Genomic DNA, 22556 nt, shown 5'->3' with positions numbered 1-22556 from the left:
ATTAATGTTGCTCATTGCTCTGTACTGACATCCACTATGGCGAAGCTTTGGTAAATCGTTTAACCTAAACGTGCATCGCCACTCTGGCTTTGCCCTCAACTGGTGCGAGCACCGCAACCAAGCCTGCCGCGACGCAGCCAAACCAAATGGAATAAAGATCAGGAAGTTGTGTTCCAGCTTCAGACTGTCTTTGGTAATAGCGGAAAGGCGAAGGTGCTTTGCTCATAACAGCGACAGAATATGAAAGCCAACGTATTGCGCGTGTGAAGTCGCCGTGGGGATTCCGTTGAGTTTTTGTGGATGACGGACTTTCAGAAAGGCTAGTAAGAGAAATGAAGTGGCAAGCAACACATAGCAGACGGTCTTCTCGTTGCATTCCCAGGGTGGGACGTAATGGTTGAGCAGGGCACAACGATGAAGTCATTCAAGACGTTTCGTCTGGATACCGCCAACCACCTTCTGTGGCGGAACGGCGATCGCGTACCAGTTCCTCCCAAAAATTATGACGTCCTGGCCTACCTGGTGGATCGCGCCGGACAAGTTGTGACGCAGGACGAACTTCTCGAGGCACTTTGGCCGGAGACGTACGTGAATCCGGAGGTTCTCAGAAAGTACATTCTGGAAATTCGGAAGACCCTCGGCGACCGGCCCGACAAGCCCGAGTTCATCGAAACCTTGCCTAAGCGCGGATACCGGTTTGTTGCCCCCGTAACAGAAGAGAATGGAACCAGGCCGCAACACTTGCCCGCTCCGGTCGTAGTAAAGGACGAACCCGCGGACGTAATCGCCGCGACTGAGCTTGTAACAGAAGAGAAGGTTCCACAGGAGACGATTAGCGCAAATCTGGTAGCTACTTCTCGCAGCCGCCATGCCTGGAGACTTGCGGCCATATCGTTCCTGGCAATCCTTGTTGTGGCAACGGCAGGCAATTATCTGTTGCGTTCCCGAAATAGGACGCCAGTTGCGTCCCCAGACAGTAGATCTATTGTCGTTCTGCCTTTTGTGGACATGAGTCCTGGGAGAAATCAGGATTATTTTTCCGACGGCCTCTCCGAACAACTCATTCACGACCTCGCCAGAGTGTCGGGGCTCAAGGTCGTAGGGCGATCCTCGGCCTTTCAGTTCAAAAACAAAAACGAAGACGTCCGCGAGATAGCAAGCAAGCTCGGCGTGGCCAACGTTCTCGAGGGAAGCGTGCGCCGTGAGGGCAACCGTGTCCGCATCACAGCGGAACTCATCAAAGCGCAGGACGGTTTTCAGCTTTGGTCGCAAACATACGACCGCAAGATCAACGACATCTTTGCCGTGCAGGACGATATTGCGCGGGCCGCGACCGATGCGTTGCAGGTGAAATTGCTGGGAACCAACGGACAGCCGGTTCCGTCGACCGTGGCCAGCGCCAATCCTGAGGCGTATGAAGCGTACTTGCAGGGCAGATACTTTATGGGGCAGGGCCACAGCAAGGAAGCTCTTACCAAAGCGCTGGCCTATGCCGATGAGGCAATCAAGCTCGATGAGAAGTACGCTCCAGCGTGGGCTTTACGAGCGGCGGTGCAGGGCAGGATGGCCGGATTCAGCCTGATCGATATCAACGAGGGCTCGCAAAAAGCACGAGACGATGCCAAGCGGGCGATTGAACTCGATCCCAATTCGGCGCCAGGCTATCTCGCGCTGGCACGAATCCAGAATGATTATGACTGGAACTGGGAGGCCGCAAAGATTTCGCTCAGCAAAGCTGCTGATCTGGAGCCGGGCAGCCCGGATGTCCTCCGCCACCGTGGATACATTTTCAGGGAAACTGGAAATCTCGACGAGGCAATCAAGCTAAATGAGCAGGCAATTGCTCTCGATCCACTGCGCATTGATTTCCATCTGGGGCAGGGATACGCGTTCTACCTGGCCGGCCGATATCGCGAAGCCGAAGCCGAACTGCAGAAGGCGCTGGAACTGAACCCGAAGGCTCCATTTGCCCATCTGACGATGGGTGAAATCTTGATAAACATGGGAAAGCCGCAACAGGCGCTGGCCGAAGTGGAGAAGGAACCAAGCGAGTGGGGAAGACTCACGGGACTGGCATGGGCCTATCACGCGCTCGGCCGCGAGCAGGAATCGAATGCGGCGTTGAACGAGCTGATCGCCAGGCACGACATCGATTCGGCTTATCAAATCGCCCAGGTGTACGCCTTCCGCGGCGAGTTCGACAAGTCGTTTGAATGGCTGGAGCGCGGCTACAAACAGCGAGACGGCGGCATGACAGACGTAAAGATCGATCCCATGCTGAAACCTCTGCAGCGGGATCCCAGATACGCTGAACTACTCAAGAAGATGCGCCTGCCGTTGTAGCTGATTGATAGGGGGCACCGGCGCGCGCGAAGGCGATGCCGGGGCCCTGCCGAAGGGATCCCGTGTTCGGTTTGGCCGCTCCCCTGTTCCCTGTGCCCTGTAACCTGTCCCCTAGTTTTCCTGATTTCTCAGAGCACATCCTTTGGGAAGGACGGTCGATCGTCTCGAAAGGCTTCTGCGATCGCGTATTGAATAAACTCCCAAAAAACATCGCCAAACAGGTCGAGGATAACGTCGAGCCAGTCCACGGCGAAGAATACGCAGAACACATTTCGTAAGTTTCAAATGTTCTCGGTGGCAGTTGGCGGAAAACGAACATCCGCCTTCGATCTTCTCTGTTCCCTGTTCCCTGTAACCTGTCCCCTAGTTATTAGATACGCGTATCTTTCAGCCTTGTCAGTGCTTAGGTATCAGGTGGGAAGGTAGGCCGAGGAGCACTCAGTTCTCGCGCAATACTTGATGTCGCAAGCTGAGAATCGCGCCTCCATTCATTGCTCAAGATCAGCAGATGTCAGATAGCGCACTTGGATGGGTTTATTTGCGAACACGGCCCCTATGTTTGTTTTCGTGGAGTTCGACCATGACGAGCATGAGGTCGCAAGGACCATCTCTCGAGCACCAATCAGTTCCGCCAGTTCACAGTACTTCTTTAAAGTAGAAATTTCCTCCACGCTAGTATTCTCTAGTTGATCTTGCGACTTTGCCTCGCCAATCGTCAGTGTTCCGTCGATGATGCAATTCAAATCGCTCTCAATGAATGGCTTAACGCTGCCAGACTTGGTAAACCACAGCTCGGGTGTAAACAGAAAAGTGTCTTTTGAGTTGCGTCTTAGAAAATCTAGGGCCATCATCGGAACCTGCATGTTGTGGAGAAATCCCTGATAGCAAACCTCATCAAGCTTGAAGTACCAGTTAGGCTGGTCAGGATGTTTCCAGTGCTCTCGCGTGTATCGTTGCTGCCGCGAACATCGTTTGCAGGTGAAGGATTCCGTGATCTCTGCTACGGCAAACCAATCGGAGTTACGGCAAAATTTACACTGGAAGATGAAACCACGGTGCAGTAGGCCAATCGTGCCCAGGTAATCCGTTAGCTTTACCGCCAGATCGTTTTTTCCAACGGCTACCGCAAGGGACGCGAAATCGAGATAACGGCGCCCGTCCGATAAGAGTACGCCATTCGTATGTACTCCGGGTTTGTTGGCGGACGAATCTAGATATTTGGAAATGAGCGCCTTGCCGTGACCACTACGACAGAACTTGCCAAACTCAGCCAACGAACCAAACTTTCGAAGAGTATCACTCGCATAGAAGCCCTTATCCGAAATGGAACATTCCAGTTGGGCAGAAAGACAGACTCGTTCCAACACATCCATCAGATCAGGTACCTGGATGTCCGGCCGAACAAGCGCTGTATCGATGTCTTCGGTACCCAGAAGGAAGTCCGTAGGACAGAAGTATGAAGGTCCAACTGAGGAGATTCGGGCACCTTCAGTCCCCGTTTGACGGATACCAATCACAAATGTTCCTAAACTAGGGTGGCGAGGAAGCTGATTATGCTGAACGCGCAACTCTGTTATCCAACGGTGTTTTGATGGCTCTACAGGTTCGAAATGCTTCGGCTTTGGGGTTTGGAACAACGCTATCGTTCTATTTTGAGGCAGCTGGAATACTGCAGGAACAGATGCATTATTCCTCTCATATAACCGTTCGGGAAACTCGATGAGATCCCCGACGGCTCCGCCGATTATTGTTTTCTCGAACTTTGATCCGAGAGCAGTTTGTTCTATGCTCTTCAAAATTTGATCGAGCTGCTGATCATTCAAGGTGGCGCTGATTAGCTGTAATCCGCGGCCGTGCTGGCCATAACTGGTCATCGACCGTAAAGTGGTTGCAAAATGAAACAGATCCTCTTCGTTCGGCTCGCCCTTACCCCCTGAAAGAGCCCTGTCAGTCATCGCTGGCAGTATCCATAGAACGCGTGATCGTAGCCGCGAGAGACAAAAGTAAAGACAGAAATCAGAGAGCGTGTTGCCAGCAATTGCGACAGTAGGCTCGGTCCAATCTCGAGCGTGGGCTCGGATGTTTTGATATCTTGCAAGTTGGACAAGCGAGAGGGCAGCCGGGCATCTTGACGGCACTTCGGTTACTTCCGTCGAAAGGTTATCTCTCCATAAACCCGCCAATGAACCAGAAACTCTTCCTTCTACCGCCGTATGAATCAATTGGGGCCTATGAGCCTTCGCGTCGATCGTAGTCGTTTTTATGCCTATACCCTCTAAGTCCTTCTGAGCTCGATGATCGAAATAACCAAAGGCGGCACTGTACCAGAGCTTCTCGAGCCAGCTTTCACCTTCGACTTGAAGTACGTGTTTGGTGTGATCCGTATGGGGAAGAATTTCTGAGATTGACGTATGCGGGTGAAATGCTGACGAGTCAGCCGACAACCACCCAGCGTGGACGATGTACTGTTCAAAGAAGAACGGCGCCAAACGAGCTTTCAACTGCTGTTGGAGGTCGGCATCCACATGAAAATTGGAGAGAGGCCATCGGCTTACATCCTCTTCGATAGATTTTCTGATCTGAGGACTCAGGTCATTCCCATTACTCTTCCACTGGTCCTCCTTTTGGTTTATCCATTGTTGGAATTTCTGCGGCTCGGCCTTTTGTACGTCACCTCCCGTGCGGCGATATTGATGAAGATAGTCGGGATCGTAGGTTTCGAGGAGCTGCCAGAATAAAGGAGAAATCTCCTTACCATTGGTAGGTACGATCAAGCATCCGAAACCACCCCAAAAATTTGCAAGCATCTGCAGGATATGAAGGGCAGTGCTTTGCCATTCTGGATCGTCAATGTCGGTGAAGATTGCCATGCGACCAGGGCGGACGCTAGCGAAAATAGTGACGCTCTCCATAGAAGCATTTTCCCATGTTCCAAACACTCCGAAAACGGAGAACTTGATCTGTGCGGTTTCCGACGAATGAATTGGATACATCCAAATAGAATCTGACTCATGGCAGCCGAATGCGCGTTTTGCGGCAATACCGCCGACTTGTCGCTTGAGCACTTATGGAGCGACTGGATGAACGACTTGTTCCCAGGTAAGAAGCGATTTACCCGCAAGAACGAGCAAGGAGAGATCGTCGCGGATTGGAAGGCATCACATTTGGACTGGAAAGCACGCGTCGTTTGCCGCGCTTGTAACAACGGTTGGATGAGCGACCTGGAGAATAACCACGCGAAGCCCGCAATGACGGACCTGATACTCGGCAATAAACGTCTCACGCTAACGCAGTCGCGAGCGCGTTCGGTCGCGCTTTTCGCTTTTAAGACAGCGGTGATTTTCGATCATATTCGGCGCGACCGGTCGCCGTTTTTCCAGCGATCTTCTCGTCATCGTTTTGCCACCAATTTGGTAATTCCCTTGGGTGTAAGTATGTGGATGGCTGCTTTCCTACCCGTGGGCAAGGGTGAGGTTCACACCTCCTACCACGAAGGAGACCTTTTTCCGACAAACCACCTCCGGATGTACGTCCTCACCTATGCCGTTGGGCACTTGTCGTTTCAGGTGGTCGCGGCCAGGCAGCAAGGATTCACACCGTTCTCGCCACGGGAGGGATTTGAAAGTCTCTCAATTCCGTTCTGGCCTCACCTCTCTGGGCGTATGACGTGGCCTCCAGGCGAGTTCCTGAAGAACGTCGAGGATTTCGACGCCTACTCAATGCGATGGCAAGTAATCGGTATTCGGTAACAGAGATGAGCGTAAAGAATATCTCCGAGATTCTTTTCGAACGGTACTTAGGTGAGCGAGGGCTAACGTTCCAATTCGAGAAGAAGTATCCAGCGAAATCGAAACTTGTCGACTACACAGTTCCTATTAATGGGCGCGATTTTCTTTTCGAAGTAAAGCAATTCGAGAACAAAGACTATCCGTTTCCGCAAACTGCAACCTTTACCGACCCTCATCGCCCGATTCGATCAAAAATTGAACAAGCGAAAGACAAGTTTCAAGAGTACGAGGATTTTCCCTGTTGCCTTGTGATGTACAACAACAACGCGTTTGTAATGGCTGCCGATCCTCACGCCGTGCTTGGCGCAATGTATGGTGAAATCGGAATACAAATGCCCGTCCAGGGTGGTAGAGTCACGATCGCAACGCCTCCTCCTCCAGTAACATTCGTAGGTGCCAAGGGCAAAATGCTGCACAGAGATAGGCAATACAATACTCGCATCAGTGCCCTCATTACGCTTTACGAGTACCATATCGGTTCGCTACGGTTCGGTCGTTGGTATGCGGAAATGAAGAACCGGGTTGAGACTGGCGAGTTAAATGAGGAAGACGTTCCGAATCCGGACTTCGATGTTCAGGAGAAACATCTGGCGGTTTCTGTGTGGCAAAATATTTATGCGGATATCGCGTTTCCCAATCATGCGTTTCGAGGCAAGTACGACGAGCACTGGGGACTTGAGGGTGACTACGTCAAGCGCACTTACATTGGTCCGGGTCGAGTTGAGTAGGACAGCGAAACCTGCTAGCGACCAAGCCAATTGTTGTGAGTATGAGTCACTACTTCTGAGGCGAAGAGACGCGGATAGCCGATGCTCTTTCTAAATCCTCCACAAAATGCTGACGATATCCGTGGTTTCTGCGGGCGATTCAACGAAAGTATTCGAGTCGAATACAAAAGTAACTTAGACCAAAATGTCAGGCGCGCATTACCGAAAGTTCTCTCTTCGTTTGCGAACTCGTTAGGCGGTGTTCTTGTTATAGGAGTCGACGCCCAAAATGGAGTTCCCGTTCAGCCAATACAGGGATTCCCAACGCCAGCTGAAGAAGTGCCGCTCACCATCGAGAATATCTGCCTTCAAAACACGTATCCGCCAATTTTTCCACGCATTCACATGGTTCCAAGTGATGTTCAGGGTATGACCTTCGTGGTGGTGGAGGTGGAGGAAAGCTGGGAAGCGCCCCACGCGATTGAGAACAGCACAAAGGTGTACGTGCGAACCGGAAATGCTTCAGAGCCATATCAGCTGGCAAACGTGGATCTCGTGATCGAGTTAGTGCGGCGTCGCGCCGAGCCACTCGCAAAACGGGGAAAGCTAATCGCGAGCGCGAGAAGGCGAGCCGAAACTGTTGTTCGAGCGCATACTATGAGTCTGGAGGTAACCATCGGTCCTAGTTATCCTCGACACGCGATTTGTACTCGCGACGCACTCTGGAATTTTTTATGGCAATCAATGTTTAGAGGCGCGGCGTACTTTCCCCATCAGACGTTGCGGAGAGTGGAGGATGGTGTCGCATCGTATAACCGGAACCAGGAGTACGGACAGGTCAGCGTCGATGGAATTCTGCTTCTCCGGCGCGAAATGCGCGTAGACCATGACGAGAACCAGCGGCCCGTAATCCACATTCGGGAATTCGTTCTTCCGTTTATCCGGTTGCTACACTGCGCTCAGACCTTTTATCGCGCAGCGCAATACCGGGGAGAGCTGACTGTCGATCTCAGTGCGGCGGGCATATACCAACAATCAATTCAGTTCTTGGCAAACCAAGTATTCTTCGAACGTGACGACTTCCTTTGCTTTGAAGATACGGTCTTTACGCGAGAAACCATTCAGGCTGAGCAACTCGATGCAGGTCTGGCTGACATCGTTCAAACCGTGATACGCCAGCTCTGTTGGTCATTTTGGCAATCAGCAGAGGCCTTCCCAGTAGACGCCTTGCGCGTTCAACTTGCTGACGTATTGCAACGGATGGGCGTTTAGAAGGTACCGGAAATCGACAAGGCTCCGGGTACCGAGGCCCCCGCCCATCAGCAACAGTCGCGACAGCGGTCTTCGCCCCGGATTCCGTCGACACCTTTTTTTGCGATGATCGGTACTAGGGAACCAGGGGACAGGAGATCCTTCGACTTCGCTCAGGACGGACAGGGGACAGGAGAGCAGCCAAGCCGGCGAGAAGGACGGCTAAGAGGTACGCACAGAATTCTCGGGCAAAGCCCGCGTTCAAGTTTGGGGCCTCGGATTTGGATTTCAGGTGGGAGCCCTCGCATTCATGCGGGGGAGAGGCTTTCAAGCCTCGCAAGGCGCGCATTTCTTCTTTCCCTCGGCTTTAGCCGCGGGGTTTCACATCGGGAAGGCCCGGGGCTAAAGCCCGAGAAGTTATTATGAGATTGCTCTCTTGCAACGCTAAAGCGTTGTTCCCCCGCATAAATCCACCCCAACAACCGCAACAGCGGCGCTTGTTGGGGGCCCCGGAATGCGGGGCTCCCACCCAAACCCCGAGTGCTCGCATAAATCCACCCCAACAACCGCAACAGCGGCGCTTGTCGGGGGCCCCGGAATGCGGGGGCTCCCACCCAAACCCCGAGGGCTCGCATGAATCCACCCCAACAACCGCAACAGCGGCGCTTGTTGGGGGCCCGGTATGCGGGGGCTCCCACCCAAAATCAAACGATCAGGCACAAGGCATCACGTTCAGACACAAGGCAGTCTTCTCTGCGTGTTTTCCTGATCTCCGAGTGGTTGTTCTCACAAAGGAGATTTGCAGATGACGAAGATGTCGAGGTGCTTCAGCGCGACTACATTAGCCGTGGTTCTGGGTACGAGTTGCTTTGCTCAGCACTACAAACAAACGAATCTTGTTTCCAATACGTCGGGAGTTGCTCCTGTCACCGATCCGCAACTGATAAACGCATGGGGCTTGTCGCGAGGCTCTGGAAGTGCGTGGTGGGTTTCTGATCAGGGGACTGGGGTCAGCACGCTTTACAACGGGCCAGGCGCGAAGCAGTCTTTGATCGTCACGATCCCGCCTGCTGACCCGACGAACAAGAACACGCCGATCGGTTCACCAACAGGCACGATCTTCAATGGCAGTCAAAACGATTTCTTGCTGGCGCCCGGCAAGGCAGCCGCATTCCTCTTCTCAACGGGGGATGGGACGATTGCTGGATGGAACCCGACCGTAGCAGTAGAGCAAGGCGCAGCGCCGCCTTCGACGCATGCTGTAACCGTGGTAAAGACAACCGACGGTTCAGCCTACACGGGCCTCACCAGCGCTTTCGTCGATGGCAAGCCCTACCTCTACGCAGCCAATTTCGCCAAAGGCCGCGTGGATGTTTACGACAGCGCATTCCAGCGTGTGGGACTTTCGAAGAAGGGTTCCGGGCACGATTCGGATGAAGACAATGACGGGCCATTCCCTAAGAACGCATTCACGGATGAACGCTTGCCGCAGCACTATGTCCCGTTCAACGTGCAGGCAATCGGCAACGACATTGTCGTGACCTATGTGCTCCACGAGGAAGGTTCCCCTTTTGAAACAGACGGGCCGGGCCTGGGCTTCGTCGATATCTACAGTTCCACGGGCCGGCTGCTGCAACGTCTGGAACACGGCGATTGGCTGAATGCACCGTGGGGTGTGGCTCTGGCACCGCTTGATTTTGGCCGCTTCAGCCATGACCTTCTCGTCGGCCAGTTCGCTGGTGGCGGAAATACGCAGTCCAGCGGGTACATCGCCGCCTACGATCTCACTACCGGAAAGTTTGACGGGTTGCTCGAGGACGCTAACGGGAAGCCGCTGGCGATCAATGGCATCTGGGCGATCAGTCCGGGCAATGTGAGCCCCGGCAACAATGATCCGGCAGCCGCCCCGGCTGCAACGATGTATTTCACCGCAGGACCGAATCAAGGTTCTGGCGGACTGTTTGGTTATCTGACCGCAGTTTCCACCGACCTAACTGAGGGAAATGCTCAGTAGCTAACCAGTCCATAACCAGCGCTGAAGGGTGGAGTGCGTCACTGAGGCAGATGCATTCCACCTGACGGCAGTTTGCTGAACATCGCGTTCGTCTTGTCCGGAACGGCCGCGCCTCAGCACCGAACATAGTTCGGTGTATCACGAGTCAAGACTAGAGGTCAATGGAAATTTCATTTTGGAACTCGCGCCGGCTGCGGCAGATCGCTCGTGGCGATCAGCGCATTCAGATGCGACCAACGGATTGCGATTTTGGGAATTCACTGATCATTCACTGTTATTCACTGCTCTTTGTGGCGGCCAAAAATCGCAATTTCTGGTAATCCCTGACACGGCAGGCGTTTGCGTGGAGTCGTCCGCTGCTCGCCGGCGTTTTCGAAAAAAATTCACTGTTAGATTCACTGATAAATTCGCTGTTCGGTTAGCACCAGTGAATTAAGCCGGGGTCAACCTGAATCCGTTGCTCTCACCAATCAACCTGGGATTCAGGCGTGCCATGCCTCGGCTGTTCGAGAAATCGTGCCGTGATCGTTTTGCCCCGTAACCCAGGTGCGGCGAGGTTTCCGATCCAATGGCTAGAAATCCGCCACAAACAACCGTCTGACATGCTGCTTTTTGTTTACTCCTCAGATTCCGCCCCCTGCACAAGTTCCGGTGCTATATGCACAATGTCGGCGCTCATGATTAAGGCGATTTTCCGACTCACAGAAATCGAAAAGCAGAAGATCTTCAAGCTGCGCGAGATGGGCGTACGTCCACCTGATATCGCTCGCCGCTTCGGCCTAAGCCAAGGTGTCGTGCACAAGATCATTCAGTCACAGCGTGCACTGATCCAGCCGCCAAAGGTCGCTCCACAAAGCGAGATGCTTGCGTCAGCGGATCTTCACAAGCAGGAAGCGTCCTAACCCAGCTTCGGGATTCGCGGCTGGCGCGCGATAGCTCGCATCCTCGCGAGCCTGTGTGCCCTGCAGGTCACGACAGGGCGTCCATTTACAATTGAGCTAGTCACAAATGGCTACGCTCACCCACGCTTCCCCGGCTCGGGAACGATCTGCAATTCCTACTAACATGCGGGCCGCTGTTTACCGCGGCGTAAATGATGTTCGCGTCGAAACCGTTCCGGTACCCAAGATTGCTGCACGCGAGGTGCTGATTCGCGTACACACGTGCGGTATCTGCGGCACAGATCTAAAGAAAATTCATACTGGCTCCCACTCCGCGCCTCGAATTTTCGGGCACGAAACCTCTGGGACAATCGCCGCCGTTGGTCCCGACGTCGAGGGATTTGCCCTCGGAGACCGGGTTATGGTCTTCCACCACATTCCTTGCGGCAGGTGCTTTTACTGCGAACGAAAAGTATTTGCGCAATGTCCGGTCTATAAGAAGGTGGGGTGCACGGCCGGATTCGAGCCATCGGGCGGCGGCTTCGCCGAGTATGTCCGAGTGATGGATTGGATCGTCAAGCGTGGCTTGGTGAAAATCCCAGACGGAGTCTCGTTTGAACAGGCTGCATTCGTTGAGCCGGTCAATACGTGCCTAAAGGGGGTCGAGGCCCTGCGCCTCCAGCCCGGCGAGACCGTGCTGGTCATCGGCCAGGGGCCAATTGGCGTGATTTTGGCGTCTTTGGCGCGGCGAGCGGGAGCCCGGGTGATTGTTTCCGATTTGTACCAGCAGCGGCTTACAATATCCAAGGCCCACCAGCTTGCCGAGACGATCGATGCCTCCAAGGGCGACGTGGTCCGAGAGGTAGGCGCGCTGACTGAAGGGCGGGGCGCGGATGCTGTAATGCTCGCCGTAGGCGGCAACAGTCTGATTCGTACTGCCATGGATGCTGTGCGATACGGCGGGCGTGTGATGCTGTTTGCCCAAACAGCCCGGGGGGAAGCGAGCATCGATCCGGCGGCGATCTGCGTCGATGAGAAGACGCTTCTAGGTTCTTACAGTGCGTCGGTTGAGCTGCAGGATGAGAGCGCACGACTGGTTTTCAACCGTGAGATCGATCTGGAAAGCCTGATTTCACACCGCTTTCCATTGAGTGAAGCTGTGGAGGCGCTGCATCTGGCCTCGAATCCTAAACCGGATTCAATGAAGATCGTGATTCAACCTGGGCTATAGGCTGTTGCGCAGTGATGTTCAATCGGGAGCGCAAAAAGGAAAGCTTGAACGGAACCATGAAAGCAGCCGTCCTCTACGGGAAAGAGGACGTGAAGATCGAGAAGGTCCCGATCCCTCGGCTGGAACCGGGCGAGGTTCTCATCAAAGTGCAGGTTGCCCTTACCTGCGGGACTGATCTCAAGGTCTATCAGCGTGGTTACCACGCGCGCATGATCCAGCCTCCGGCTCTCTTCGGACACGAACTCGCCGGCACGATTGAAGAGGTAGGTGCCGGTGTAAAGGAATTTCGGCGCGGGATGCGCGTTGTAGCGCTGAACTCGGCTCCTTGCGGCGTTTGCTTCTTCTGCTCGAAAAAACAGGCCAATCTTTGCGAGGACTTACTGTTCAACAACGGCGCCTACGCGGAATACATCAAGGTGCCGCGCCGGATTGTCGAAGTGAACATGCTTCGCATTCCCGACAAAGTGAGCTTTGAAGCGGCCGCAATGTGCGAGCCGCTGGCTTGCGTGCTGCACGGGTTGAATGAGACTCATGCGGAGCGGGGAGACAGCGTCGTGATCATCGGCGCTGGACCGATCGGCTTGATGTTCATGCAGGTTGCCAAGCTGAGCGGGTTGCGAGTAATTGCAGTGGTGAAGCGCGATGAGCAGGTAAAAGACGCCCGCCGATTCGGAGCCGATGAGACGGTGCAGATCACCGCCGTCGATGATCCGATCAGCGCTGTTCGTGCCTTCACGCCAAAGAAGCGCGGGGCAGACGTCGTAATCGAAGCCGTGGGCCGGCCTCAGGCATGGCAATGGGCCGTCGACATGGTTCGCAAGGGCGGAACCGTCAACTTCTTCGGCGGATGCGCCAGCGGTACCAAACTGGAACTCGATACCCAGCTCCTCCACTACTCTCAAATCACACTGAAGGCTACGTTCCACCACACTCCGGAGATGGTTCGTAAGGCTTTCGGTTTGATTACTCAGAACAAAATCCAGAGCGCCGATTACGTTACTGGCGAAGCCCCGCTTTCACATCTAAAAGAAGTGCTTCGCAAAATGGTGGATCGCAGCGGCCAGATCAAGACAGCTATCATTCCGGGCCGGAATTAATCGCGGATGTCCTCGCGTACGCAGAGTTCGATTGCAGGCAATGAATCGGCCAGTGGTTGGGCTGCCTTACCTCCTGAATACGCCATTCCCGAAACGGCTCCCTCGCTCGAAGAGGCGCGAGCATATTGCGAGCGCCTGGCGCGGAGTCACTACGAGAATTTCAGCGTCGCGACCTGGTTTCTGCCTTCTAAACTGCGGCCGCATTTTTACAGCATTTATGCTTATTGCCGCGTCTCGGACGATTTGGGAGACGAAGTTGGCGATCCACAACAATCACTGGCGTTGCTGAACGAATGGGAAGAAGAGCTCGATGCCTGTTACGCGGGTATCCCGCGTCATCCGGTTTTTGTTGCGCTACGGCCGACCATTCTCACCTGCAGGATTCCCCGCGATCCGTTCGCAAATCTGTTGAAGGCCTTTCGCCAGGATCAAACGGTTACGCGCTATCGGACCTTCGACGAACTCCTGGGATACTGTGTGAACTCGGCTAATCCCGTCGGTCGTCTTGTGCTGTATGCCTGCGGCTATTCCGATGCCGAACGGCAGCAGCTCTCAGATTTCACATGCACGGCGCTCCAGCTCGCAAATTTCTGGCAGGACGTCTCTGTCGATTACGAGAAAGAGCGGATCTACCTGCCCCTTGAAGATCTCGATCGCTTTGGAGTGCAGGAGCGTGACATCGCGGAACGGCGTTTCTCTCCAGCGTTTCGCGACCTGATGCGATTCCAGGTAGAGCGTGCACGCGAGTGGTTTCAGCGAGGACGTGCTCTGATTAGGATGGTCGACCGCGAGCTGGCGATCGACATCGAGCTCTTCACGCGCGGTGGGGAAGAGATTCTGAATTGCATCGAGCGCCAGGATTACGACGTCTTGCGGGCGCGTCCAGCAATCTCTAAGCCGCGCAAGCTGGCACTGGTGGCAGGCGCTGCCGCACAGGCTTTGTGGAACCGGCTGTGAGCGTCTCTCAACTCACCACTGCATACGCCGTTTGCCGCGGCATCGCGCGTCGCCGGGCCCGCAACTTTTACTATTCCTTTCGGGTACTGCCAACAGCGAAACGCAATGCCCTCTCCGCCGTATACGCGTTCATGCGGCACGCGGACGACATTAGTGACGACGAGAGTGCGACCGTAGTTGAGCGTCGCGAGCGATTGCAGAGTTGGCTCGATGAATGGCATCAAGTTCAGGCTGGGACTCCGAGCAACGATCCAGTTTTCGTTGCACTCGCTGACGCTCAGAGGAAGTACCGGATTCCACCGGAGTTGCTGGATCAGTTGGTCCAGGGAACGAGCATGGACTTACCGGCTCCAGCGGAAGATTCGCATCGATTGTCCGCTCTCGAGGGCAACACTGCTGTTGCCGCCTCCTCGATTCGCATCCACCGAACCTTTGCCGACCTCTACGAGTATTGCTACCTCGTTGCCTCGGTAGTCGGGTTGGTGTGCATCCGTATCTACCAATATGAGGATCTGCGTGCCGAGCAACTCGCCGAGCGCTGCGGTGTCGCGTTTCAATTAACGAACATTATCCGCGACGTAAAGGAAGATGCGGCCATGGGCCGTGTGTACTTTCCCGAAGAGGATCTGCACCGCTTTGGTCTAACCATAGATGATTTTCTCCTGGACAAAGGTGCTCGCCTGGAGCAGTCCCGCTTGGCGCCTCTTCTCGAATTCCAAGCGCAGCGGGCCCGGGAATACTACGCGTCGGCGGGTGAACTGATTCCGCTCATTCACGAGGACAGCCGAGCCGCTCTCTGGGTGATGGTCACGATCTATCAGCGGTTACTTGGAAGAATCGCTGAGCGAAACTATGACGTCCTGCATGGGCGAGTGCGACTCAGTGGGACGGAAAAGATGAGGATTCTCGCACGCGGTATCATCAGATCGGTATTCGAAAGAATCTGAGCCGCGAAAGACTGCGCTTTCATTTCAGCATTGACCAACAAAGAACAACATGCGACTGTCGGAATTGTCGGCGGCGGCATCGCCGGACTTGCCGCAGGATGCGCCCTCGCGGATGCAGGATTTCGAATCAGCCTCTTTGAACGCCGGCCTTTCGTCGGCGGCCGAGCTTCTTCTTATGAGCATCCCGGGACCGGCGAGATTGTAGACAACTGTCAGCACGTGCTGCTCGGGTGCTGTACGAACTTGCTCGACTTTTATCGCCGTATCGGAGCGGTAGAGAAAATCCGATGGTTTGATCGCCTCACTTTCATTGAGCCCGGAGGCCGACGCTCGGAGATCGGTCCTTCCGGATTACCAGCGCCGCTGCACACAGCTTTGTCCTTCTTGCGAGCCTCGTCACTCTCGTGGGCCGACAAGATTTCGATCTCTCGCGCCATGCTGGCGCTGATGGGGCCGCTTCCTCCCGACAGTCCGAAGAGTTTTGCCGACTGGCTTCGCGAGCATCATCAGACGCACGGCGCGATTGATCGATTCTGGAAAGTGGTGCTGGTGAGCGCCATCAATGAAGACCTGGATCGGATTTCCGTTCGCTACGGCGCCCAGGTCTTTCGGGAATCGTTTCTGAAGTCTGCTGAAGCCGGAAAGATGGGTGTACCGACCGTTCCGCTTTCGGATTTGTACAGCAAGGCGATTTCGTATATCGAGCAGCGTAATGGAAAGGTACATCTGCGGACGAGCGTGGAAGGCGTCGTTGCAGAACGCGAGAGCGTGGTCCTCCAGTCATCGGGCACGGCTGAACGCTTCGATTTTGTTGTGCTTGCAGTCCCGCACAATGCGTTAGGCAAGCTTTTGCCGTCCCAAAATGGATCGGGTGAAACAAGCACACAATTGCAAGCTCAAATTGCGAAGTTCGAGAGCTCTCCGATCACTGGCATTCACTTGTGGTTCGATCGTGAGATCACTGATCTTCACCATGCCGTGCTGCTCGATCGCACTATTCAATGGATGTTCCAAAAGTCCAAGCTCCAGCCTCAACGTCAAGGCGCAGAACAAGCAGGGAGCTACATCGAGTTAGTGGTTAGCTCATCGAAGTCGCTGGTTGGAATGGGGCGTCAAGAGATCCTTGATCTGGCGCTTCGCGAATTGGCCGAGTTCTTCCCGCGAGTACGCGAAGCGCAACTCTTGAAGTCGACCGTCGTGAAAGAAGTTCACGCAACCTATTCGGCGTTGCCGGGCTCAGATTCGTACCGTCCACAATCAAGAACGCCGTGGCCGCGGGTCTTTCTCGCCGGCGACTGGACCGCTACTGGATGGCCGGCGACCATGGAAGGTGCCGTCAGGAGCGGCTACAGAGCCGCGCAGGCACTAGCTGAAAGCGATGGGGCGAATGAGAAGTTCCTCGTTTCAGATCTGAGGCCCGCGGGTCTGATGCGCTTCGTCGGGGAATAAGTCTCCGCGTCCTCGAACGACCAATCCGATTCAATTACGCTCTAAGCAGCATAATTCCACCCAGTACCAGCAATCCCGACATCCATCTCCGGAGGGTTATGTGCTCTTTCAGGAAGAACTTCGCTCCCAAGAGGTTCGACAAGAACGTCAATGACGCCGAGGCAGGAATCACGACACTCAAATCGATCAGCGAGAGCGCGGCAAGTAAGGCGAAAAAGCTTAGCGCCATCGCCACCAGACCGAGGTAGAACCACGGCTCGGTAAGCACTGCGCGCGCTACGCCTAAGATTCCAAACTTGCGCCGCAATTCACCAAAGTCGCCGACGCGCCGCATCGCTCTTGCGGTCAACATATCTCCCGTAGAGTTCAGTCCAACCAGCAGAAAGATAAACAGCCACGTCGCGACTATCCCGAGATGCCTCATGAGTGCACCTCAAGATGCGGGGAGGGACCTTCCGGCGTCGGCGTAACGGTTAGTGATGGTCCACCGGTAACAAATCCCACGCCCGCTGTGATCATGAGAATCCCAATCCAACGTGTGAGAGGGATGTGTTCGCCCAACATGAAATGAGCCAGGAGTGCAGTGAGGACATATCCGAATGTTGTTGCCGGCATGATGTAAGAGAGATCAGCCCACGACAGCGAAGCCAAGTAGGAAAGATAGAAGGTCATCAACAGCACGATGCCGAATGCAACGTAGGGATTGAAAGGCGCGAAGATCAAGTCGCTCCAGCGACTCAGGGAAATTGCACCAATCTGTTTCATGCCCTTAGCCAGGTAAACATCGCCGAAGGTGCTACCCAAAACAATGAGCGCCAGCAAGAAATAGCGAAGGAAGCTCATGCTGTGTACGTGCTGATTTGTCGTCGTGCTCTGCTCGAGCTTTTGCATGTTTAAAAGAGTACAAGGATGGCGGGTCTGGACGAGAATCGGAACACCTGATCGGGGCGGCTCTAGGTTCAGGAGTTAGCTCAAGGTGTGAGACTCAGCAAATTTTGATGGATATGCGTACTTGCGTGCGTGCGAGTTAATCTCACGGCGCAAGTCTTCCCAGATTGAATCAGGCATTCCCAGGAAAATCTCCACTACCTTAGGATCAAATTGCGATCCGGAGAAACGCTTGATCTCTTCGCGCGCGGCTTGAATGGGCTGGGCTGCACGATATGGACGATCGGAGGTGATGGCGTCCAATGTATCTGCGACCGCAAATAGACGGGCTCCGATTGGGATTTCATCGCCTACCAGTCCACGTGGATAGCCCGATCCGTCGTATCTCTCCTGGTGAGCGTAGACGATCTCTGCTGCCTCGGTGAGAAACGGAATCTTCTTCAGCATGTGATACCCGCGCGCGCAATGCTCGCGCATGATCATCACTTCCTGCTCGGTCAGCGCTCCAGGCTTGCGCAGGATCGCATCGGGTATCGCCATTTTTCCGATGTCGTGCAGAAAGGCGCCACGAGCGATAACCCGAATCTTGTCGCCCGACATTCCCATAGCTCGCGCCATCGCTATGGTGAAGGCGGTTACGCGTTTGGAATGTCCCTCCGTCTCGGCATCTTTCAAGTCCAACGCGTCACCTAGAGCTTCGAGCGTGATGTCGTAGGAACGTTCCAGGTCCGCCATTGTCTGGCGGAGCTGCTCAGTTCGAGCCGCGACTAAAGACTCTAGATTCGACTGGTACGAGCGATTCTCGAGTCGCAACTTACGATGCTCGAGGGCACGTCTCACCATGGCGAGCAGCTGCTCGCGCTCGAAGGGCTTCAGCAGGTAGTCGTAGGCCCCGTTTCGGATCGCCGCGAGGGCCACAGAAATATCGTGGACCGCTGTAACCATGATCGCAGGCATGTCGGGATAGCAGTCCTGAACCCGGTCCAGCAGCGCGATGCCATCCATCTCCGCCATCATCAGATCAGAGAGCATGAGCTGGAATTCTTCGCCCGATCCGAGAATCTCCAGTGCCTGCTTTCCGGACGATGCCTGCATGGCCGTGTAGCCAGCGTTTTGCAGCATGGACGTGACGATCTCACGTATTGCTTCTTCATCGTCCACGACCAGAATTCGTTCGGATGTCATCAGGTAGTTTCTTACTTTTCGGTGAGAGCCCTCACATTCTAAACGTAGTGCACCTTTCCGACTCTTAGGCTTTCGCCCGGGATACTGCCGGAAGTAACTATGTTGAGTCCGTATCAGGTGACCATCCGTGTAGCCGTCAGGGGTCTAGTTCGAAAAACTGGAGCTTTGAATGCTTCGGAAGCTGGGATTATTGAATCTGCGTATTGAAATCCCGCTAGAACCGCTGTGTAAGGGTTACACGGTCGTTTTCAAGGGCTTAGGGCAAGATGTGGTATCGCAATGCCAATAGTGGGTGGAGCGCTTCCCTGTGGAAAACCTCGGGTTTCCGGGCGACATAGATTGGCTCTTTTCAGTTCAAGCACCTGAGTGATCGAAGTAGCCCAAATTCCGGTGTTTGTATGGGGATTTAAGGCGACTCTGAGCCAGTTTCTGAACTCCTGAGCTGCGCCAGACCAGCACAGTTCAGGTACAAAGAATTGGAGAGGTAACTGCAAAGGTAAGAGCAGCACGTCGGCAATCGCCACGACAAGAAAAGGACCCCTGAATGTCGAGTCGAGTGGACGGAATTCAATTGGCGGCTTTTCTCCCCATCATTCAGCATGCTGAACAGGCATCTGTTGACCGCTACAAAGGCGTCTTTGAGGGAAACCGCCACCGCGTGTACTCACTATCCTTCTATATGACGGGAAACGAGTTAGAGGCGGAAGACGTGATGAGCGGCACTTTTTGCCGCGCTTTTGCGACAAGTTCCAAGCCTGATGCGGAAACTATTGACCGCGCTCTTGTGACAGAGCTGCGCGAGTTGACTCCGATCGGGAATCTCACGGTGCAGTGCAAACCAGTGACCCAAGTGAGTCAGGTGCGCCGAAACACGCGGCGGGCCGATCTGGAAAATGCGGTGACGCAACTCCCTTCCACCGAGCGGCTGATTTTCCTGATGCACGATGTTGAGAACTACGATCATGCACGCATCGCGAGAACGATTGGCATCACTGAAACTGAGTCCAAAAGCGGCTTGTTTCAGGCTCGGCTGAAATTGCGGGAGATCCTGGCAAGCTAGTTGTCCGAACCAATAGCCTGTTGATTGACGCTCATTTCTTTTCCCGCTCTTCTCTCTTTTTCTTAGCCCAGCCTTCTTTCACAACCTGCATGCCGCGCGCGATCGCCAGTGAATCTGGCGGTACATCGCCAGTAATGCACGACGCTGCCCCAATGTACGCTCCATGACCGATCTTTACCGGAGCTACCAGCGTTGAGTCGCTACCCACGAAAACGCCATCCTCGATCACTGTCTTGTATTTCTTGGCGCCATCGTAATTGCACGTGATGGTGCCGGCGCCAACATTCACGCCTGCGCCAATTTCTGCGTCTCCCAGATAGGTGAGATGGTTGGCCTTTGAGCCCTTTCCGAGACGAACCTTTTTCGTTTCCACGAAGTTTCCCACATGTGCGCCTTCCCCAATCTCGCTTCCCGGACGCAGCCGAGAGTACGGACCGACGATTGCGCCATCCGCAATCGAGCTTTGATCCATGACGCAGCCCGGAAGAATGTTCACATTGTTTCCAATCTGGGAATTGGCGATCACCGAATATGACCGTACTCGGCTACCCTCACCGACAGTTGTGTTTCCCAGAAGTTGGACGAACGGCTCGATGGTACTGTCTGGAGCGATGCGTACCTCCTCGTCAATCACGCAGGTATCCGGCCTAAAAATCGTCACACCCTGGCTCATCAGTTCGCGAGCCTTTCGCAAGCGCATATTCGCATCAAGGCTCATGAGTTCGGCGATCGTATTGCCGCCTAAAACTTCGTCAGGGTCATCTGCGCGGATCGCCATCACTTTTTGCCCCTCCGCGACCAGCAGCGCAGCCATATCCGTGAGGTAGTGCTCGCCGTGAGGATTGTCAGCCTCGAGTCGATGAATGTTGGCGAATAGCGGCTTGGAACTAAATGCGTAGAAGCCGGAATTGATCTCGCCTACGTTGGATTGCTCGGGAAGAAGGGATTTCTGCTCCACGATTGCCGCCACGTGGTTGGTTGAGCCCTGCCGCAGCACGCGTCCGTAGCCGGTTGGATCCGCAGGCGCAGCGGTAAGAATCGTCATCGCGGCGCCTTGCTTGATATGGAAATCGCGGATGCCGCGAATTGTTTCGGGACGAATCAGCGGCGCGTCTCCGGAGAGAACCAGGAAATTCGCATATGCAGCCAGCTCTTTTTGAGCGCTCTGGATCGCGTGTCCGGTCCCGCGCTGCTCGGTTTGCAGCACAAACTTCACGCCCGTGTGCGCAACCGCAGAGCGAACGCTCTCCGCTTCGTGCCCGATGATCACATAGATGTTCTCTGGGGCAACAACTTCCGACGCAGAACGGATCACGTGCGCAACCAGCGGCTTGCCTCCAACTTCGTGCAATACCTTGGGACGCTTCGACTTCAGCCTGGTCCCTTTTCCTGCCGCCATAATGGCGATAGCAAAGTCTCGTGCAGACATGCGTCCATGGTACAAGGTCGCTGGTTGCGCCTAGTACTCGGGCCTAGCAACTGCGCAAGAATGCACCATCCGAGACAAATAACAGCGAAAAGGACAGCGCATTTTTCCAATTCGATCTCAAAGTCAACGAATTCTGCCCAAAATCTGCAAATTTCGCTCAAAGGCAGGGAATTAAAAGCACCCGTGGGTGAACACGAAGGGCACAAAGGTCACAGAGGTAAGACCGGGAATCAAAAATTCAAAGCCAGAACACGGATCTAACGGATTAAACGGATCGCACGGATGAAGACGAATTTTGCGTCTTCGTCATTTTGTGATTTCGCGAACGACAAATCACTGGATCCGGCAATGATCGTTTACACAGTTCTGCTTACATCCTCATAATCACCAACTCAGTAGTATCCGTTCGATCCGTTTAATCCCGTTAAATCCGTGTTCTGGCTTTTGACGTCTCTCTGTGAGCTTTGTGCCCTCCGTGTTCAATTCGGGTCTTAGGGTTCACTGTATATAGTCGGATCGGGAATTCCCGCTTCGGCAAATCCTTTACGGCGCAGCTGGCAGGAATCGCAACGCCCGCACGCGCTCCCGTCTGGCGAGGGATCATAACAACTGAAAGTCAGAGAATAGTCCACGCCAAGTGCGGAACCTGCAGCGATAATCTGCGCTTTGCTCATCTCGATCAGCGGGGCGTGGATCGTGACACCCTGGCCTTCCACACCGGCTTTCGTAGCCACGTTCGCCAATTTCTGGAAGGCGGCGATGAACTCCGGCCGGCAATCGGGATAGCCACTGTAATCGAGTGCGTTCACACCAACGAAAATGTCGGTGGATCCGATCACTTCGGCCAGCCCCAGCGCGAATGAGAGAAAAATCGTGTTGCGCGCGGGCACGTATGTAATGGGAATGCCGTGCGACATCTGAGAGTCCGGACGATCCTTCGGCACATCGATGTCGCCGGTAAGCGCCGAGCCTCCAAACTGGCGCAGGTCGAAGCACATCACGGAATGCTCGACACCGAACGCCGCAGCCAACTGCTTCGCTGCGCGAAGCTCGATACGATGGCGCTGGCCGTAGTCGAAGCTGAGCGCGTGAGCAGCGAATCCATCGCGACGCGCGATCGCCAGAACCGTGGCTGAGTCGAGGCCGCCGCTTAATAGGACTACTGCCTTAGGTTTGGTCTGGTCTCCGGCCATCGAGATTCTTGCTTGCGCTCCAATCAGGATCTGCTGTGCATACATATTCTCGCAGGAAGGAACACGGCCTTAGCCGGATATTCAGAGGTCAGTTTGCGAAAGGTCAGTTTACGAAACTCGACGACTAAGCTCCTCA

Annotated in this window: 18 protein-coding genes; 12 read left to right on the top strand and 6 right to left on the bottom strand. The window is 54.5% G+C overall.

Going from position 1 to position 22556, the window contains the following annotated elements:
* Positions 1-414 precede the first annotated feature (414 nt).
* Positions 415-2343, top strand: coding sequence for a tetratricopeptide repeat protein (locus VNX88_02705; GenBank protein ID HWY67544.1), 1929 nt, complete (start codon positions 415-417; stop codon positions 2341-2343).
* Positions 2344-2831: 488 nt separating this feature from the next.
* On the opposite strand, the gene VNX88_02700 is transcribed toward VNX88_02705, so the two are convergent.
* Entirely contained in the window at positions 2832-5408 is a 2577-nt protein-coding gene (locus VNX88_02700; GenBank protein ID HWY67543.1) for a hypothetical protein, read from the bottom strand.
* 15 nt (positions 5409-5423) lie between these two features.
* Between VNX88_02700 and VNX88_02695 the strand changes: the two genes are divergently transcribed.
* The 10 genes from VNX88_02695 to hpnE all read left to right on the top strand — a co-directional run bounded on the left by VNX88_02695 (position 5424) and on the right by hpnE (position 16665).
* A complete protein-coding gene (locus VNX88_02695; protein ID HWY67542.1) occupies positions 5424-6092 on the top strand; it encodes a hypothetical protein in 669 nt (222 codons plus the stop codon).
* A gap of 5 nt (positions 6093-6097) precedes the next feature.
* On the top strand, positions 6098-6859 hold the full coding sequence (locus tag VNX88_02690) for a hypothetical protein (protein ID HWY67541.1): 762 nt from the start codon (positions 6098-6100) through the stop codon (positions 6857-6859).
* Between the two features lie 81 nt (positions 6860-6940).
* On the top strand, positions 6941-8110 hold the full coding sequence (locus tag VNX88_02685) for an ATP-binding protein (protein ID HWY67540.1): 1170 nt from the start codon (positions 6941-6943) through the stop codon (positions 8108-8110).
* A gap of 784 nt (positions 8111-8894) precedes the next feature.
* Positions 8895-10103: a TIGR03118 family protein gene (locus VNX88_02680; protein ID HWY67539.1), complete on the top strand. Its 1209-nt coding sequence runs from the start codon at positions 8895-8897 to the stop codon at positions 10101-10103.
* Between the two features lie 677 nt (positions 10104-10780).
* On the top strand, positions 10781-11005 hold the full coding sequence (locus VNX88_02675; GenBank protein ID HWY67538.1) for a hypothetical protein: 225 nt from the start codon (positions 10781-10783) through the stop codon (positions 11003-11005).
* A gap of 106 nt (positions 11006-11111) precedes the next feature.
* Positions 11112-12215, top strand: a complete 1104-nt coding sequence (locus tag VNX88_02670; GenBank protein ID HWY67537.1) for a zinc-dependent dehydrogenase — start codon at positions 11112-11114, stop codon at positions 12213-12215.
* Positions 12216-12271: 56 nt separating this feature from the next.
* Positions 12272-13312, top strand: a complete 1041-nt coding sequence (locus VNX88_02665) for a zinc-binding dehydrogenase (protein HWY67536.1) — start codon at positions 12272-12274, stop codon at positions 13310-13312.
* 6 nt (positions 13313-13318) lie between these two features.
* Positions 13319-14269, top strand: coding sequence for a squalene synthase HpnC (gene hpnC, locus VNX88_02660; protein HWY67535.1), 951 nt, complete (start codon positions 13319-13321; stop codon positions 14267-14269).
* Positions 14266-15216, top strand: coding sequence for a phytoene/squalene synthase family protein (locus tag VNX88_02655; protein ID HWY67534.1), 951 nt, complete (start codon positions 14266-14268; stop codon positions 15214-15216). The genes hpnC and VNX88_02655 overlap by 4 nt, the downstream gene beginning before the upstream one ends.
* A 30-nt stretch (positions 15217-15246) precedes the next feature.
* Positions 15247-16665, top strand: a complete 1419-nt coding sequence (gene hpnE / locus VNX88_02650; protein ID HWY67533.1) for a hydroxysqualene dehydroxylase HpnE — start codon at positions 15247-15249, stop codon at positions 16663-16665.
* A gap of 34 nt (positions 16666-16699) precedes the next feature.
* Here the strand turns inward: hpnE and VNX88_02645 are convergent, their stop codons facing one another.
* The 3 genes from VNX88_02645 to VNX88_02635 form a co-directional block, all read right to left on the bottom strand.
* The gene (locus VNX88_02645) at positions 16700-17089 is read right to left on the bottom strand and encodes an EamA family transporter (GenBank protein ID HWY67532.1); all 390 of its coding nucleotides are present in this window, start codon (positions 17087-17089) and stop codon (positions 16700-16702) included.
* The gene (locus VNX88_02640; protein HWY67531.1) at positions 17086-17508 is read right to left on the bottom strand and encodes an EamA family transporter; all 423 of its coding nucleotides are present in this window, start codon (positions 17506-17508) and stop codon (positions 17086-17088) included. Before VNX88_02640 ends, VNX88_02645 begins: the two co-directional genes overlap by 4 nt.
* Positions 17509-17631: 123 nt before the next feature.
* On the bottom strand, positions 17632-18738 hold the full coding sequence (locus VNX88_02635; GenBank protein ID HWY67530.1) for an HD domain-containing phosphohydrolase: 1107 nt from the start codon (positions 18736-18738) through the stop codon (positions 17632-17634).
* A gap of 544 nt (positions 18739-19282) precedes the next feature.
* Here VNX88_02635 and VNX88_02630 point away from each other — a divergent pair.
* Positions 19283-19798, top strand: a complete 516-nt coding sequence (locus tag VNX88_02630) for a sigma-70 family RNA polymerase sigma factor (protein HWY67529.1) — start codon at positions 19283-19285, stop codon at positions 19796-19798.
* A 31-nt stretch (positions 19799-19829) separates the two neighbouring features.
* Here the strand turns inward: VNX88_02630 and glmU are convergent, their stop codons facing one another.
* Entirely contained in the window at positions 19830-21227 is a 1398-nt protein-coding gene (gene glmU, locus VNX88_02625) for a bifunctional UDP-N-acetylglucosamine diphosphorylase/glucosamine-1-phosphate N-acetyltransferase GlmU (protein ID HWY67528.1), read from the bottom strand.
* 491 nt (positions 21228-21718) lie between these two features.
* Positions 21719-22420 (bottom strand): 7-cyano-7-deazaguanine synthase QueC, encoded by a 702-nt coding sequence (gene queC / locus VNX88_02620; protein ID HWY67527.1) that lies wholly within the window; start codon positions 22418-22420, stop codon positions 21719-21721.
* Positions 22421-22556 lie beyond the last annotated feature (136 nt).

The sequence above is a fragment of the Terriglobales bacterium genome (assembly GCA_035567895.1).
Lineage (GTDB): Bacteria > Acidobacteriota > Terriglobia > Terriglobales > Acidobacteriaceae > Gp1-AA112.
This window is presented reverse-complemented; position numbering and strand designations above follow the sequence as displayed.

Bases quoted from the DNA above. Each gene is read 5' to 3' on its own strand.
- VNX88_02705 (HWY67544.1), top strand. From the start codon at position 415: ATGAAGTCATTCAAGACGTTTCGTCTGGATACCGCCAACCACCTTCTG.
- VNX88_02695 (HWY67542.1), top strand. From the start codon at position 5,424: ATGAACGACTTGTTCCCAGGTAAGAAGCGATTTACCCGCAAGAACGAG.
- VNX88_02690 (HWY67541.1), top strand. From the start codon at position 6,098: ATGAGCGTAAAGAATATCTCCGAGATTCTTTTCGAACGGTACTTAGGT.
- VNX88_02685 (HWY67540.1), top strand. From the start codon at position 6,941: ATGCTCTTTCTAAATCCTCCACAAAATGCTGACGATATCCGTGGTTTC.
- VNX88_02680 (HWY67539.1), top strand. From the start codon at position 8,895: ATGACGAAGATGTCGAGGTGCTTCAGCGCGACTACATTAGCCGTGGTT.
- VNX88_02675 (HWY67538.1), top strand. From the start codon at position 10,781: ATGATTAAGGCGATTTTCCGACTCACAGAAATCGAAAAGCAGAAGATC.
- VNX88_02670 (HWY67537.1), top strand. From the start codon at position 11,112: ATGGCTACGCTCACCCACGCTTCCCCGGCTCGGGAACGATCTGCAATT.
- VNX88_02665 (HWY67536.1), top strand. From the start codon at position 12,272: ATGAAAGCAGCCGTCCTCTACGGGAAAGAGGACGTGAAGATCGAGAAG.
- hpnC (HWY67535.1), top strand. From the start codon at position 13,319: ATGTCCTCGCGTACGCAGAGTTCGATTGCAGGCAATGAATCGGCCAGT.
- VNX88_02645 (HWY67532.1), bottom strand. From the start codon at position 17,089: ATGAGGCATCTCGGGATAGTCGCGACGTGGCTGTTTATCTTTCTGCTG.
- VNX88_02640 (HWY67531.1), bottom strand. From the start codon at position 17,508: ATGAGCTTCCTTCGCTATTTCTTGCTGGCGCTCATTGTTTTGGGTAGC.
- VNX88_02635 (HWY67530.1), bottom strand. From the start codon at position 18,738: ATGACATCCGAACGAATTCTGGTCGTGGACGATGAAGAAGCAATACGT.
- VNX88_02630 (HWY67529.1), top strand. From the start codon at position 19,283: ATGTCGAGTCGAGTGGACGGAATTCAATTGGCGGCTTTTCTCCCCATC.
- glmU (HWY67528.1), bottom strand. From the start codon at position 21,227: ATGTCTGCACGAGACTTTGCTATCGCCATTATGGCGGCAGGAAAAGGG.
- queC (HWY67527.1), bottom strand. From the start codon at position 22,420: ATGGCCGGAGACCAGACCAAACCTAAGGCAGTAGTCCTATTAAGCGGC.